At 71.8% G+C, this 14,998-nt stretch carries 13 protein-coding genes and 1 pseudogene; 10 read left to right on the forward strand and 4 right to left on the reverse strand.

What is annotated here, in order from left to right; translation table 11 throughout:
• Positions 1–394 precede the first annotated feature (394 nt).
• On the reverse strand, positions 395–1,036 hold the full coding sequence (locus ACIOJD_RS04405; RefSeq protein ID WP_401908184.1) for a carbonic anhydrase: 642 nt from the start codon (positions 1,034–1,036) through the stop codon (positions 395–397).
• A gap of 237 nt (positions 1,037–1,273) precedes the next feature.
• Here ACIOJD_RS04405 and ACIOJD_RS04410 point away from each other — a divergent pair.
• From ACIOJD_RS04410 to ACIOJD_RS04430, 5 genes and pseudogenes are all read left to right on the forward strand, one after another.
• Positions 1,274–1,624 (forward strand): annotated as a pseudogene (locus ACIOJD_RS04410) (response regulator transcription factor); the annotation flags it as partial.
• 390 nt (positions 1,625–2,014) lie between these two features.
• Positions 2,015–2,458 (forward strand): winged helix-turn-helix domain-containing protein, encoded by a 444-nt coding sequence (locus tag ACIOJD_RS04415; RefSeq protein ID WP_401908979.1) that lies wholly within the window; start codon positions 2,015–2,017, stop codon positions 2,456–2,458.
• The gene (locus ACIOJD_RS04420) at positions 2,458–3,945 is read left to right on the forward strand and encodes a sensor histidine kinase (RefSeq protein ID WP_401908186.1); all 1,488 of its coding nucleotides are present in this window, start codon (positions 2,458–2,460) and stop codon (positions 3,943–3,945) included. The genes ACIOJD_RS04415 and ACIOJD_RS04420 overlap by 1 nt, the downstream gene beginning before the upstream one ends.
• Positions 3,946–4,034: 89 nt before the next feature.
• Positions 4,035–4,163 (forward strand): morphogenic membrane protein MmpB, encoded by a 129-nt coding sequence (gene mmpB, locus ACIOJD_RS04425; protein ID WP_401908188.1) that lies wholly within the window; start codon positions 4,035–4,037, stop codon positions 4,161–4,163.
• Positions 4,164–4,591: 428 nt separating this feature from the next.
• Positions 4,592–5,206 carry a nucleoside triphosphate pyrophosphatase gene (locus tag ACIOJD_RS04430; RefSeq protein WP_401908190.1) on the forward strand — a complete coding sequence of 205 codons (615 nt, stop codon included), beginning with the start codon at positions 4,592–4,594 and terminating at the stop codon, positions 5,204–5,206.
• Here ACIOJD_RS04430 and ACIOJD_RS04435 read toward each other — a convergent pair.
• Positions 5,187–5,639 (reverse strand): hypothetical protein, encoded by a 453-nt coding sequence (locus ACIOJD_RS04435; RefSeq protein WP_401908192.1) that lies wholly within the window; start codon positions 5,637–5,639, stop codon positions 5,187–5,189. The genes ACIOJD_RS04430 and ACIOJD_RS04435 overlap by 20 nt on opposite strands.
• A gap of 348 nt (positions 5,640–5,987) precedes the next feature.
• Between ACIOJD_RS04435 and ACIOJD_RS04440 the strand changes: the two genes are divergently transcribed.
• On the forward strand, positions 5,988–7,748 hold the full coding sequence (locus ACIOJD_RS04440) for an acetyl/propionyl/methylcrotonyl-CoA carboxylase subunit alpha (protein ID WP_401908194.1): 1,761 nt from the start codon (positions 5,988–5,990) through the stop codon (positions 7,746–7,748).
• Between the two features lie 221 nt (positions 7,749–7,969).
• Complete coding sequence (locus tag ACIOJD_RS04445) at positions 7,970–8,566, forward strand: TetR/AcrR family transcriptional regulator (protein WP_401908195.1); 597 nt, start codon at positions 7,970–7,972, stop codon at positions 8,564–8,566.
• 147 nt (positions 8,567–8,713) lie between these two features.
• On the opposite strand, the gene ACIOJD_RS04450 is transcribed toward ACIOJD_RS04445, so the two are convergent.
• Positions 8,714–9,682, reverse strand: a complete 969-nt coding sequence (locus tag ACIOJD_RS04450) for a DeoR/GlpR family DNA-binding transcription regulator (RefSeq protein ID WP_401908982.1) — start codon at positions 9,680–9,682, stop codon at positions 8,714–8,716.
• A 223-nt stretch (positions 9,683–9,905) separates the two neighbouring features.
• Positions 9,906–11,345, reverse strand: a complete 1,440-nt coding sequence (locus tag ACIOJD_RS04455; protein WP_401908197.1) for an NAD(P)H-quinone dehydrogenase — start codon at positions 11,343–11,345, stop codon at positions 9,906–9,908.
• Positions 11,346–11,617: 272 nt separating this feature from the next.
• Here ACIOJD_RS04455 and ACIOJD_RS04460 point away from each other — a divergent pair, with 272 nt between their 5' ends.
• From ACIOJD_RS04460 to ACIOJD_RS04470, 3 genes are all read left to right on the forward strand, one after another.
• Positions 11,618–12,055, forward strand: coding sequence for a gamma-glutamylcyclotransferase (locus ACIOJD_RS04460; RefSeq protein WP_114621718.1), 438 nt, complete (start codon positions 11,618–11,620; stop codon positions 12,053–12,055).
• 177 nt (positions 12,056–12,232) lie between these two features.
• Positions 12,233–13,063 carry a purine-nucleoside phosphorylase gene (locus tag ACIOJD_RS04465; RefSeq protein ID WP_401908199.1) on the forward strand — a complete coding sequence of 277 codons (831 nt, stop codon included), beginning with the start codon at positions 12,233–12,235 and terminating at the stop codon, positions 13,061–13,063.
• A 214-nt stretch (positions 13,064–13,277) separates the two neighbouring features.
• On the forward strand, positions 13,278–14,996 hold the full coding sequence (locus ACIOJD_RS04470) for a phospho-sugar mutase (RefSeq protein WP_401908200.1): 1,719 nt from the start codon (positions 13,278–13,280) through the stop codon (positions 14,994–14,996).
• The last annotated feature ends 2 nt before the right edge of the window (positions 14,997–14,998 follow it).

Raw genomic sequence — 14,998 nt, forward strand, 5'->3', positions numbered from 1 at the left:
AAGCCGCCGGGCTCGGACGCGCCCCCGTAGCCCTGGCCGGGCGGCGCCGCGTGTGTACGGGTCGGGCCGCCGGATGCATGCCCGGCCGGTCCGTGCCCGCCTGATCCGGGTCCGGCGCCCCGGGCCCGGTGGCGGCCACCGCCGGACGCGCCCGGGTGCCCCTGACCGACGTATCCCAGGCCGCCCTGGCCCTGGCCGACGTACTCCTGGCTGCCGTAACCCTGGTCGCCGTAGTCGTCGCCGTGCCCCTGACCGGCGTAGTCCTGATCGCCGTAGCCCTGGTCGCCGTAGTCGCCCTGGTCCGGGCCGTACCCCTGGCCGTATCCCGGGCCGTATCCCTGCCCGTACGCCTGCTCGCCGTGGCCGTGCCCCCGGCCGTGGCCCTGCCCCGGGCTCAGCACGCGTGCACCAGGAAGCTGTCGTCCTCCGCGTTCAGTTCGGAGATCTCACCCGTGTCCACCTCGTAGTACCAGCCGTGCAGCCGCAGCTTGCCCTCCTCCAGCCGCCGCCGGGCCGCCGGGTACTCCCGCAGCCGCGCCAGCTGGACCCGTACGTTCAACTGCGCCAGCTCCGTGATCAGTTCGTTCCTGCCCCGGTCGGTCGCCGCCACGGCGGCCGCGGCATCCTCCCGGTCGAGTACGGCGGCGAGCCCCGGCTTGGCGACATCCAGCCAGGCCCCCACCCCGGGCAGGCCCGAGAGGTCCTTGCCGGAGGCCAGCGCGCCCATCGCCCCGCAGTGCGAATGACCGCAGACGACGATGTCCCGAACATCCAGCACCTCCAGCGCGTACTCAATGGTGGCAGCCTCACCCGACACCAGATGTGGCCGGTGGGGCGGCACGATGTTGCCCGCGTTTCGCATTTCGAAGACCTCACCGGGGCGTGCGCCGGTGATCAATGCTGGTATGACGCGGGAATCGGAACAGGCGACGAAGAGTGCCTCCGGGAATTGCCCATCGGCAAGTTTCCGGTATGTCTCGCTTTCGAAATCCACACGACGACGGAACGAGCGAGCACGGTCGAGCAGAGCCTTCATGGTGCCTCTCCAACGGGTGGGTTGTGGCCAGGACCTGGTTCAACACCGTAGAGAGCGCTACCCAAGGCGAAGGTTAGTAGGACACTAAGGCAACGCAAGAATTTGGCCAGTTGATGTGACCTGGGCCCCAACTCCCTTGAAAACGGGCGGCAGAAAATCGACTGTTGTACGGTGTTCGCCCCGACGCGCAGTATGGGGCTACGTACGTCGTCCGAATTAACTGAGAGACGGAACTTAATGACACTGAGGGCCTTGCTCATCGAGGACGACGAGACGATCGCCGAACCCCTTGTCGAGGGCCTCGGCCGCTACGGGCTGACGGTCGGCCATGTGGCCACCGGCACCGAAGGGCTGCGAGGCCCGTACGGCGACATCGTCCTGCTCGACCTGGGACTGCCGGACATGGACGGCATCGATGTCTGCCGTGGCATCCGGCAGGTCTCGGACGTGCCGATCATCATGCTCACCGCGCGCGGTACGGAAGCCGACCGGGTGCTGGGCCTGGAACTGGGCGCGGACGACTATCTGGCGAAACCGTTCAGCGTCCGCGAACTCATCGCCCGGATCCGCGCCGTGACCCGCCGCAGCGCGGCCTGGGCGGGCGCCGCCCCGACCGCAATGCCGTCCATGAACCCGATGGCCGCCCCGACGGGGATGCCGCCCTCGAACGCCCCGGGCGCCTTCGAGGGCACCGCCGCCCCGATCGGGGTGGAGGTCACCAACAGCCCGGGGGCCTACCCCTATTCGGTCCCGGCGGCCCCGGACGCTCCGCCCGCGTCGTTCGGCGCCCAGGCCGCCCCGCCCCACCGGACCGAGCCCCGGCACCGGACCGAACGCCCGCGGACCGACACTCCTTACCGCACCGAGCCGTCCCGCACCGACGCCCCGTACCGCCCGGACCCGCCCCGGCGCACGGACCTGCCGCGACGGAGCGACCCGCCCCGGCGCAACGACCCGCCGGCCACGGCACCCACCGCGATGCCGGCCTGGCAGAGTTCCGTACCCGTGTCCGTGTCCACGGCCCCTCCCGAGCCGGAGTCCCGGCCCAGGCCGGCGGCGCCCGAGGCCGACGCCTGGCCCGATCCCGCACCGCCGCCGTCGGCCCCGACCGGGGCGCTGATCGTCGACCGCCGCACCCGCCAAGTCTGGATCGGGGAGACGCCGATCACCCTCACGCCCAAGGAGTTCGACCTGCTGGCCCTGCTGACCGAGGACCCGGGAGCGGTCTACTCGCGCCAGCAGATCCTCGACCGCGTCTGGGACCCGCACTTCCACGGCCCCACCAAGACCCTGGACGTGCATGTCGCCACCCTGCGCCGCAAGTTGGGCAACCCGGCCTGGATCCAGACCCTCCGCGGAGTGGGTCTGCGTCTCGCCGTACGGACCAACAGCGACAGCGCCTACCCGGAATCGCAGCACTGATGACGCGCCGACTGCTGACCAGCTACCTGACCCTCGCCGCCCTCGTCCTCCTCTGCCTGGAGATCCCGCTCGGCTACGTCTACAGCCGCGCCGAGCAGGACCGCGCCACCAACGCGGCCCACCAGGAAGCCGAATCCGTCTCCGACTTCGCGGCGCTGTCCATCGCCTACGGCCGCCCCGAGGAACTCGACAAACAGGTCGCCGCCTGCGCCGAACGCATCGGCGGCCAGATCCTCGTCGTCGACAGCAAGGGCGCGCTGCTCGCCACCTCGCACCCGCTCGTACCCGAGGAGCAGGCGGGACTCGCCCAGCTCCCGGAGATCTCCGCCGCGCTCCTCGGCCGCAGCGGCGCCGACGTGAGCACGTCCACCGTCGGCGGCGTCAACTCGCTGTCCGTCGCCGTCCCGGTCCAGCACGACGGGAAGCTCCAGGGCGCCGTACGCCTCGCCATCCCCACCGAGGCGATCGCGGGCGACGTCCACCGGGTCTGGCTGGGACTGGGCCTCGGCGGAATCGGAGTGCTGGTCGCCGTCGCCACCGTGGCGTTCGCGCTGGCCCGCTGGATCGGCCGCCCCATCCTCGAACTGGAGCGCGCCGCCCACACCTTGGCGGGCGGCAGCCTCGCCACCCCGGCCTCCGTGACCACGGGGCCGCCCGAAATACGCAGCCTGGCCGTCACCTTCAACCGTACGGCCGCACTGCTGGAGCACCTGCTCGCCTCCCAGAGCGCCTTCGCGGGCGAGGCGTCCCACCAGCTGAAGACCCCGCTCGCCGCGCTGCGGCTGCGCCTGGACAACCTGGAGATCGACGTCCCGCCGCATCTGCGCGGCAACCTGACGGCGGCGATGACCGAGACCGAGCGGCTGGCCAGAATGGTCGAGGGCCTGCTCGCCCTCGCCCGCATGGAGGAGAAGGCGCTCACCCCCGAACCCGTCGACCTGGACCGGGCGATGGAGGAGCGGACCGCCGCCTGGCACGGACTGTACGAGCAACACGGCGTACGGCTCCTCCTCCTGGGCAATCCGATCGGCAGCGCCCTCGCCGTACCGGGGGCCGTCGAACAGGTCCTGGACAACCTGCTCTCCAACTCCCTGCGCGTCGCCCCGATGGGCAGCGTGGTGACCGTGTCCCGGCGGCTGCGCGCCACCGGGTCGGAGCTGCACGTCACGGACCAGGGCCCCGGCATGACCGCCGAGCAGCGCCGCCGGGCCTTCGACCGCTTCTGGCGCGCCCCCAACGCCCCCAAGGGCGGTACGGGCCTGGGCCTCGCCCTCGTCCAGCGCCTCACCCTGGCCAGCGGCGGCGAGGCCCTGCTGCTGCCCGCCCCGGGCGGCGGCCTCAAGGCCGTCATCCGCCTCCAGTCGGTGATGCCCCGGCGCTCGTCCGGCTTCCCGGGCATCCCCCACCCGCGCCGCCGCCCACAGGTCGCGGCGGGCGTGGGTACGGGGGCGGGTTCCGGCATGGACACGGGCATGGTGGAGCGCTGAGGAGCCGGGCGGCGATGAGCCCGGACGCGTGCGGCGCCTGAGTACGGGTACTCAGGCGCTCCGGCCGCGTCGGCCTGAGGATCGAGGTCATGCTGTGGTCCGACCCGAAGAACGAGCCTTCCAAGGAACTACGGGAAACGCAGCACATGCTGCGCCGCGCGGGAGTGCTGATGGCTCTGGCGGTCGTGCTGGCGATGGTCGTACTCGGTATTCGCTGAGTGGGAGGGGCCCGGCCAGGCGGGACGGTAATCGCTGAGCCCGCGGGGCCCGGCGGGACGGTATCCGGCTGAGCGGGGGCCTGCCCGAGCGGCACGGCATTCGCTGAGCCCGCGGGTCCACCCCCGGCGGGACGGCAATCGGCTGAGCCTGCGGGTCCATCCACAGCGATACGGCATTCGCTGAGCCCCCGGCCCCGGCCCCGGCCCCGGCCCCGGCGGGACGGTACTCGGCTGAGCGGGGGGCCTGCCACAGCCGGACGGCGCCTACGTGTGCGGCCCGGCGCCTGCCGGTGCGGGCCTGGCGCCTGCCTGTACGGCCCGGCGCCTGCCGGTGCAGGGCCTGGCGCCTGCCGGTGCGAGCCCCTGCCCCACACGCCCCCGCTCCCGCTCCCGGCCCCGCACACCCCGCCCCGCGTCCGCGACTTACGATGGCCCGCATGACCGATCAGCGCCGCCGGCTCGTCCTCGCCTCCGCCTCTCCCGCCCGCCTCGGCCTGCTCCGTCAGGCCGGACTCGCCCCCGAGGTGATCGTGAGCGGCGTGGACGAGGACGCCCTGTCCGCGCCGAACCCCGCCGAACTGGCGCGCGTTCTGGCCGAGGCGAAGGCAACCGCGGTGGCCGCACGCCCCGAGACGGCCGGCGCACTGGTCATCGGCTGCGACTCGGTCCTCGAACTCGACGGCGAGGCGCTCGGCAAGCCCGCCGACGCCGAGGAGGCCACGGCCCGCTGGAAGTCGATGCGCGGCCGGGCGGGCATCCTGCGGACGGGCCACTGCGTGATCGACACCGCGACCGGCCGCGCCATCACCGAGACCGCCTCGACCACCGTCCGCTTCGGGAACCCGACGGACGCCGAGGTCGCCGCGTACGTCGCGTCCGGCGAACCCCTCCATGTCGCGGGCGCCTTCACGCTGGACGGCCGCTCCGCGCCCTTCGTCGACTCGATCGACGGCAACCACGGCAATGTCATCGGCCTGTCGCTGCCCCTGCTGCGCCGGCTGCTGGGCGAGCACGGGGTCGCGATCACCGACCTGTGGGCCTGAACGCCGCCTCTTCCCGCGCCCCTTCCTCCTCGTACTCCCCTTCGCGCTCCCCCTCGTAGGCGTGCAGGGTGAGTACGAGCAGCGCCAGTACGGCCATCATGAACACGAAGGCCATCCAGCCCACCGGACCCACCGCCAGCGCCCCCAGCACCGCGTGCACGACCGCGCAGGAGATCAGCGCGATCCGCCCGAAGCGGCTCGGGGCCCGGTCCTTGAGCGCCGTACGCACGAGGATCGCGGCGCACAGCGCGAGGCAGAGACCGAAGACGCCGCCCATCACCCACGCCCCGACGGACATGGCCTCCGGGTCGAGACCGGCCAGCGACATCTTCTGGTTTTCGGCGACCGTGGCCAGCACTCCGTTGACGAAAACGATGCCCAGTCCCTCCACGAGCAGCACGATCGCCGCCACCCACGCCACAGATCTGCCCACGGCGCCCACCCTCTTCCCCTGTTACCAGCAGTACGGCCGACATCGGGCACGTTACTAACCGGTAAACCGTCGGACAAGAGCCCGAGCGGAGGCAAAGAATCAGGCCACCGTTAGTAGATACTCCACAAAGAATCGTGATCTGCCGAGGGGCACTCGGACAGAGAGCTGGCGCACACCGGACAGCTACTGTGCGACGGGACATCGCGGCGTACCGTGGTGTCACAAGGGATTTCACGACTTGAGCGAGCCTCGAGCCACGCTCTGTGTGGGCAAGCTCACCATTGAGGACGGGTCGAATGAGCGTGTCGGCTGTCCCTAAACTCAGCTTGTTCCAAGGAGGGAGCCATCGTGCGCAAGGTGCTCATCGCCAACCGTGGCGAAATCGCTGTCCGCGTTGCCCGCGCCTGCCGGGACGCCGGAATCGGATCCGTGGCCGTCTACGCCGATCCGGACCGGGATGCCCTGCATGTCCGCGCGGCGGACGAGGCGTTCGCCCTGGGCGGTGACACCCCGGCGGCCAGCTATCTGGACATCGCCAAGGTGCTCCAGGCCGCGAAGGATTCGGGGGCGGACGCGATCCACCCGGGCTACGGCTTCCTGTCGGAGAACGCCGAATTCGCCCAGGCCGTTCTCGACGCGGGCCTGATCTGGATCGGACCGCCGCCGCAGGCGATCCGTGACCTCGGCGACAAGGTCGCCGCACGCCACATCGCCCAGCGCGCCGGCGCCCCGCTGGTGGCCGGCACTCCGGACCCGGTCTCCGGCTCCGAGGAGGTCGTGGCGTTCGCCGAGCAGCACGGGCTGCCGATCGCCATCAAGGCGGCCTTCGGCGGTGGCGGCCGCGGCCTGAAGGTCGCCCGTACGCTCGAAGAGGTCCCCGAGCTGTACGACTCCGCCGTGCGCGAGGCGGTCGCCGCCTTCGGCCGCGGCGAGTGCTTCGTCGAGCGTTACCTGGACAAACCCCGGCACGTGGAGACCCAGTGCCTGGCCGACACCCACGGCAATGTCGTCGTCGTGTCGACCCGTGACTGCTCGCTCCAGCGGCGCCACCAGAAGCTGGTCGAGGAGGCGCCCGCGCCGTTCCTGTCCGACGCGCAGAACGCCGAGCTGTACGCGGCGTCCAAGGCGATCCTCAAGGAGGCCGGCTACGTCGGCGCGGGCACCGTCGAGTTCCTCGTCGGCACCGACGGCACGATCTCCTTCCTGGAGGTCAACACCCGTCTCCAGGTGGAGCACCCGGTCACCGAGGAGGTCACCGGCCTCGACCTGGTCCGCGAGATGTTCCGGATCGCGGACGGCGAGGAGCTGGGGTACGACGACCCGGCCGTGCGCGGGCACTCCTTCGAGTTCCGTATCAACGGCGAGGACCCGGGCCGCGGCTTCCTGCCCGCCCCCGGTACGGTCACCACCTTCGCCCCGCCCTCCGGCCCCGGCGTCCGCCTGGACGCGGGCGTCGAGTCCGGCTCGGTGATCGGCCCGGCCTGGGACTCCCTGCTCGCCAAGCTGATCGTCACCGGCGCCACCCGCGAGCAGGCGTTGCAGCGCGCGGCGCGTGCGCTGGGCGAGTTCACGGTCGAGGGCATGGCCACGGCCATCCCGTTCCACCGCAAGGTCGTCACCGACCCGGCGTTCACGTCCGACCCGTTCACGGTCCACACCCGGTGGATCGAGACGGAGTTCGTCAACGACATCACGGCCTTCGCCGCCCCCGCCGACGCGGACACGGACACGGACGACGAGTCGAACCGCGAGACCGTCGTGGTCGAGGTCGGCGGCAAGCGCCTCGAAGTCTCCCTGCCCGTCAGCCTGGGCATGTCGCTGGCCCGCACCGGCCTGGCCGCCGGCGCGAAGCCCAAGCGCCGAGCCGCCAAGAAGTCCGCCTCGGCGGCCTCCGGCGACACCCTCGCCTCTCCGATGCAGGGCACGATCGTCAAGGTCGCGGTCGAGGAGGGCCAGGAGGTCAAGGAGGGCGAGCTGGTCGTCGTCCTGGAGGCCATGAAGATGGAACAGCCCCTGAACGCGCACCGCTCGGGCACGGTCAAGGGCCTGGCCGCAGCGGTCGGAGCGTCCGTCACCTCGGGCGCGACGATCTGCGAGATCAAGGACTGACGCCGGGTCCGTCCGTAAAACGTGCCGTGCCCCGCCGGGCGTACATCCCGGCGGGGCACGGCACGTTCGGCACCCGTTCCCGTACCCGAATTCCCGTCTCGCGGGAATTCGGGTACGGGACTTCGCCCTGGGGTACGTCCGTGTCCCCGGACCCGGCGGCGCGGCGGGCGTGGGCGGTGGCATCCTGGTCGCCACGGGTGGGAGACAGGAAGGACTTCGCGATGGCGAGGGGTACGGCACCGGAGCTGCCCCGGCCCATGCGGGCCGACGCGCGGCGCAACTACGACCGGCTGCTCGCCGAGGCTCGCGCAAGCTTCGCCGCCCAGGGCGCGGACGCCTCCCTGGAGGATGTCGCCCGCCGGGCGGAGGTGGGGATCGGGACGCTCTACCGGCATTTCCCGAACCGGCAGGCCCTGTTGTGCGCGGTCTTCCAGGAAGCGCTCACCTCCCTGCTGGACCGCTCGCACGAACTCGCCGAGTCGGAGCGGCCCTGCGCCGCGCTGGTGGAATGGCTGCGCGCCCTCATCACTCATGCGGGTGAGTACCGCGGCCTCTCCCAGGCGCTCATGTCGGCCTCGCACGACGCGAGTTCGGCGCTCTCGCCGTGCAGCGTGCCCTTGCGCGCGGCGGGGATGCGGCTGCTCGTACGGGCGCAGAGCAGCGGTCACGTACGGCCCGAGGCCTCCATCGACGACCTGATGCAGCTCACGAACGCGATCGCACTGGCGGCGGAACAGTCCCCGAACGACCCCGGCCTGGCGGACCGGCTGCTGAATCTGACCCTGACGGGGCTCAAGCCGGACGCCGCGACGGCCTGAGCCAGGCCACAGCGCCCGGCTCCGGCGCCCGGCGCCCTGCGCGGAACGCGCCTCCGCGCCCGGGGCGCACCACCCCGCACCGACTCACGACGCACCGCTCCGGCCCACGGCGCACCGATCCGGCAGGCCCGCGCGCGACGCCTTGGCTCAGCGTCGGCGCAAATCCGCCACCCGAGCGCGCTCTCCCGGCTCCTGCGCCGCCAACGGGCCACCCGCGCTGCGCAGTTGAGCACCCGGACCGCCGCTCGGCCCGCCCGAATGCGTACGCCTCTGTCCCGGCAGCGGCACATCCCGCCGAGGCCCCCGCCCCGGCGGCACCGACTCGCCGCCCGGTCCACCCGGCGCACCAGGTCCGGCCGTACCGGCGGCGCCCGTGCCCGCCACCGCGATCTGCACACCCTGGTCGGCGAGGGCCTGAAGCTCCGTCCCGGCACGGTCGTCGTGCGCGGGCGGCTCGTCGGTCACCAGCCGGCTGATCAGATCCGTGGGCACCGTCTGGAACATCGTGTCGGTACCGAGCTTGGTGTGGTCGGCGAGCACCACGACTTCCGCCGCGGCCTGCACCAGCGCCCGGTCGACGCTCGCCGAGAGCATGTTGGACGTGGAGAGGCCGCGCTCGGCCGTCAGCCCGCTCCCGGAGAGGAACGCGCGGGTGACCCGCAGCCCCTGGAGGGACTGTTCGGCCCCGCTGCCGACCAGCGCGTAGTTCGAGCCACGCAGGGTGCCGCCCGTCATGACGACTTCGACGCGGTTGGCGTGGGCCAACGCCTGGGCGACCAGGAGGGAGTTGGTGACGACGGTCAGACCGGGGATCCGCGCGAGCCGACGGGCCAGCTCCTGCGTGGTCGTACCGGCACCGACGACCACGGCCTCGCCCTCTTCGACGAAGCTCGCGGCGAGGTCGGCGATGGCCGTCTTCTCCGCCGTTGCGAGATGGGACTTTTGCGGAAAGCCGGATTCTCGCGTGAATCCGCCCGGCAATACCGCACCGCCGTGCCGGCGGTCGAGGAGTCCTTCGGCCTCGAGCGCCCGCACGTCCCGCCGGACGGTCACTTCGGAGGTCTGGACGACGCGTGCGAGCTCACGGAGCGACACAGCCCCGTTGGCACGCACCATTTCGAGGATCAATTGGCGACGTTCTGCAGCGAACACGGAACTGACAGTAACGCCAACGACCATCCACTTTCAGCAGTTTGCGCCGAAAAAGAGAAGTTGTACACAGACGAGCACGCACAGTGGTATAAGGGGCGCCGCGGTGCTACGCGTCAACTCCCGACGCGAGACGAAGGACCGCCTGAACGCCCCAAAAGCACCGAGAGCACCGGGCGCCCCGAGCGCGTCAGTTCTCGTCCGCCGTCTTGCGCGTGTGCAACTGCCGCGCCACCTCGGCGATCGAGCCCGAGAGCGACGGGTACACGGTGAAGGCGTTCGCGATCTGTTCCACCGTCAGGCTGTTGTCGACCGCCAGCGCGATGGGGTGGATCAGCTCACTCGCACGCGGCGCGACGACCACGCCGCCGACCACGATGCCCGTACCCGGCCGGGCGAAGATCTTGACGAAGCCGTCCCTGATGCCCTGCATCTTGGCGCGCGGATTGCGCAGGAGCGGCAGCTTGACGACGCGGGCGTCGATCTTGCCGCCGTCGACGTCCGCCTGGCTGTACCCGACGGTGGCGATCTCCGGGTCGGTGAAGACGTTCGACGAGACGGTCTTGAGGTTGAGCGGGGCCACCGCGTCGCCCAGGAAGTGGTACATCGCGATCCGGCCCTGCATGGCCGCGACCGAGGCGAGCGCGAAGATCCCGGTGACATCGCCGGCCGCGTAGACGCCGGGCGCGGAGGTACGGGAGACCCGGTCGGTCTTGATGTGGCCCGAGTCCTTGACGAGGACGCCGGCCTCCTCCAGGCCCATGCCCGCGGTGTTCGGGACCGCGCCGACCGCCACCAGGCAGTGCGTGCCGGAAATGGTCCGGCCGTCGGAGAGGGTCACCTCCACCCGGTCGTCCACGCGCTTGACGGCCTCGGCGCGGGAGCGGGACATCACGTTCATGCCCCGGCGCCGGAAGACGTCTTCCAGTACTCCGGCGGCGTCCGGGTCCTCACCGGGCAGCACCCGGTCCCGGGACGAGACGAGCGTGACCCGCGAGCCGAGCGCCTGGTAGGCACCGGCGAACTCGGCACCGGTGACGCCGGAACCGACCACGATCAGCTCCTCGGGGAGCTCGTCGAGGTCGTACACCTGCGTCCAGTTGAGGATGCGCTCGCCGTCCGGCCGCGCGTCGGGGATCTCGCGGGGGTGGGCGCCGGTGGCGATCAGCACGGCGTCGGCGGTGAGCGACTCCTCGCTGCCGTCCGCCGCGGTCACGATCACCTTGCGCGAGCCATCCATGGCCTGCCGGCCGTCGAGCCGGCCACGGCCGCGCATGACGCGGGCGCCGGCCCGGGTGACGGAGGCGGTGATGTCGTGGGACTGGGCGAGGGCGAGCCGCTTCACGCGCCGGTTGACCTTGCCGAGGTCGACCCCGACGACGCGCGCGCTCTGCTCGTCCGGAGGGGTGTCGTCGGCGACGATGATGCCCAGTTCCTCGTACGAGGAGTCGAAGGTCGTCATCACCTCGGCCGTCGCGATGAGGGTCTTCGACGGTACGCAGTCGGTGAGCACCGACGCACCGCCGAGGCCGTCGCAGTCGACGACGGTCACCTCCGCGCCGAGCTGGGCGCCCACCAGGGCCGCCTCGTAGCCGCCGGGGCCACCGCCGATGATCACGATCCGGGTCACGAAAAAGTCCGCCTCGGGTTGTCATCCCGGCCCGTCTGCCACCCCGGCCGGGGTTCCGGGGGAGCCCCCCCGGGGGATGCAGTACGCACTCCATTGTCCCGCACGCTTCAAGTAGCTTCCCCCCGGGGTGCCCGCCCTCTTTTTTCGAGGGCTCGGTTCGCCTCCGGAAAGACGGCAGCCGGAACGTACAGCCCCCGGAGGCGAGCCGTGCCCTCAAAAAAGTGGCCCCTCAAAAAACAACCCACGTCCGCACCTCCCGTACCCTCGACCCCATGTCGCTCTACGCCGCGTACGCCGGCAACCTCGACGCGCGGCTGATGTCCCGCCGCGCACCGCACTCACCGCTGCGCGGTACCGGCTGGCTCAACGGCTGGCGGCTCACCTTCGGCGGCGAGCAGATGGGCTGGGAGGGAGCGCTGGTCACGATCGTGGAGGCGCCGCGTTCCCAGGTGTTCGTCGCGCTGTACGACATCGCCCCGATGGACGAGGACTCCATGGACCGCTGGGAGGGCGTGGGGCTCGACATCTACCGCCGGATGCGCGTCCGGGTGCACACCCTGGACGGTGAGGAGCCGACCTGGCTCTACGTCCTGAACGGTTACGAGGGCGGCCTGCCGTCGGCGCGCTACCTGGGCGAACTGGCCGACGCGGCGGAATCGGCCGGCGCCCCGCACGACTACGTGATGGAACTGCGCAAACGCCCCTGCTGAAGCGGGCGGCCCGAGTGGCATACCCGGGTGTGACCATCGCGTACACCGGCGCGCACCATGCACTCCATGCGCACCCGCGCACACCGGGACTTTCTCCCGGAAACGACCACACAACGATCTCAAGACCGTGCGCTATACATCTACGCGCGTAGGGAATGACCGGCTACCCTCATCCGCGTGAACGCATCTGTTACCCCGGCCAACGCCGGCGGACCCGCCGACCCCCTCGCCGACGCCGAAGCCGCAGCCGCGCGCCTGCGCGAGCTCACCGGCGCCGAGACTCATGACGTCGCCCTTGTGATGGGCTCCGGCTGGGCACCGGCCGTCGACGCGCTCGGAGCGCCCGAGGCCGAGTTCCCCGTGACCGAGCTGCCGGGATTCCCGCCACCGGCGGTGGCGGGCCACGGCGGCCGGATCCGCTCGTACAAGATCGCCGAGAAGCGCGCGCTGGTCTTCCTGGGCCGTACGCACTACTACGAGGGCCGGGGCGTCGCCTCCGTCGCGCACGGCGTCCGCACCGCCGTCGCCGCCGGCTGCAAGACCGTCGTCCTGACGAACGGCTGCGGCGGACTGCGCGAGGGCATGCGCCCCGGGCAGGCCGTCCTGATCAGCGACCACATCAACCTGACGGCGGTCTCCCCGATCGTCGGCGCGAACTTCGTGGACCTGACGGACCTCTACTCCCCCCGGCTGCGCACGCTCTGCAAGGAGATCGACCCGGCCCTCGAAGAGGGCGTGTACGTCCAGTTCCCCGGCCCGCACTACGAGACCCCGGCCGAGATCAATATGGTCCGGGTGATGGGCGGCGACCTCGTCGGCATGTCCACCGTCCTGGAGGCCATCGCCGCGCGCGAGGCAGGCGCCGAGGTCCTCGGTATCTCGCTGGTCACCAACCTGGCCGCCGGACTGTCGGGCGAGCCGCTCAACCACGAAGAGGTGCTCCAGGCGGGCCGCGACTCGGCGACGCAGATGGGCGCGCTGCTGGCGCGGGTGCTCGAGCGCGTCTGAGGCTCGGGGCACACCTGCTCCCCAGAGACATCTCAGGGGGCAACTCAGGGGCATCTCAGGGGCGTCCGGTGCTCGCACGCGTCCGGTCCCTGGGCATGTATGGAACCGGGACGACACTCGGCCGGGACAACCACCGGCCTTGGCAGGAACCACGGCGGAGCGTGACCACCTCCGCCAGAACGGCGCCGGCCGCGGCGCAAGGAGGTACGCCACCGTGCAGCAGGACCTGACGCGACAGGACGCGACGCAGGACACCCCCAGCCCTCAGGACCTCGTCGCGCGGGCCACGGCCTGGCTGGCCGAGGACCCGGACAGCGAGACCCGCGAGGAGCTCGCCGGGATCATCGACGCCGGTGATCTCGGCTCACTCGCCGAGCGGTTCGCGGGCACGCTCCAGTTCGGCACCGCCGGGCTGCGCGGGGAGCTGGGCGCGGGCCCCATGCGGATGAACCGCGCGGTGGTCATCCGGGCCGCGGCCGGCCTAGCCGCGTATCTCAAGAAGCAGGGCGACAGCGGCCCGGAATCCGCGCCCTCCGAAACGCCCCTGGTCGTCGTCGGCTACGACGCCCGCTACAAGTCCGCGGACTTCGCCCGGGACACCGCGGCCGTGATGACCGGCGCGGGCCTGCGCGCCGCCGTGCTGCCCCGGCCGCTGCCCACCCCCGTCCTGGCCTTCGCCGTACGGCACTTGGGCGCCGCCGCCGGAGTCGAGGTCACGGCCAGCCACAACCCGCCCCGGGACAACGGCTACAAGGTCTATCTCGGCGACGGCTCCCAGATCGTGCCGCCCGCCGACGGCGAGATCGCGGCCGAGATCGACGCGATCGGCGCGCTGGCGAGCGTGCCGCGTCCCGACGACGGCTGGGAGACCCTGGGGGACGAGGTCCTGGAGGCGTATCTGGACCGTACGGGCGCCGCCCTGGCCCCGGGCACTCCGCGCACCGCGCGAACCGTCCACACGGCGCTGCACGGCGTCGGTACGGAAACGCTCCTCGCGGCCTTCGCGCGGGCCGGCTTCCCCGCGCCCGTACCGGTGCCGGAGCAGGCCGAGCCCGATCCGGCGTTCCCGACGGTCGCGTTCCCGAACCCGGAGGAGCCGGGCGCGATGGACCTGGCCTTCGCCACGGCCCGCCGCGTCCGGCCCGATCTGATCATCGCCAACGACCCGGACGCGGACCGCTGCGCGGTGGCCGTCCCGGACGACTCGGCCGAGGCCGGGTGGCGGATGCTGCGAGGCGACGAGGTCGGCGCGCTGCTCGCCGCGCACCTCGTCCGCAAGGGCGCGACGGGCACGTTCGCCGAGTCGATCGTCTCGTCCTCCCTGCTCGGCCGGATCGCCGCGGCGGCGGGGCTCGGTTACGAGGAGACGCTGACCGGCTTCAAGTGGATCGCGCGCGTCGAGGGCCTGCGGTACGGCTACGAGGAGGCGCTGGGCTACTGCGTCGACCCCGACGGCGTACGCGACAAGGACGGCATCACCGCCGCGCTGCTGGTCGCCGAACTGGCCTCGGAGCTGAAGGCCGAAGGCCGTACGCTCTCCGACCTCCTCGACGACCTCGCCGTCACCCACGGCCTGCACGCCACGGACCAGCTATCGGTCCGCGTCAAGGACCTGTCCCTGATCGCGGACGCGATGCACCGCCTGCGCGAACAGCCCCCCGCCACCCTGGCCGGCCTGACCGTCACCTCGGCCGAGGACCTGACCCGCGGCACAGCCACCCTCCCGCCCACGGACGGCCTCCGCTACCACCTGGACGGCACCTACAAGGCCCGAGCCATCGTCCGCCCGAGCGGCACGGAACCCAAGCTGAAGTGCTACCTGGAGGTCGTGATCCCGGTCCCCGACGCGACGGACCTGACGTCGGCGCGGTCAACCGGCACACAGGTCCTGGAGTCACTGAAGCGGGACCTGTCGAAGGCGGCGGGGATCTGAGC

The sequence above is a fragment of the Streptomyces sp. NPDC088116 genome, assembly GCF_044741745.1.
In the GTDB taxonomy this organism is placed as follows: Bacteria; Actinomycetota; Actinomycetes; order Streptomycetales; family Streptomycetaceae; genus Streptomyces.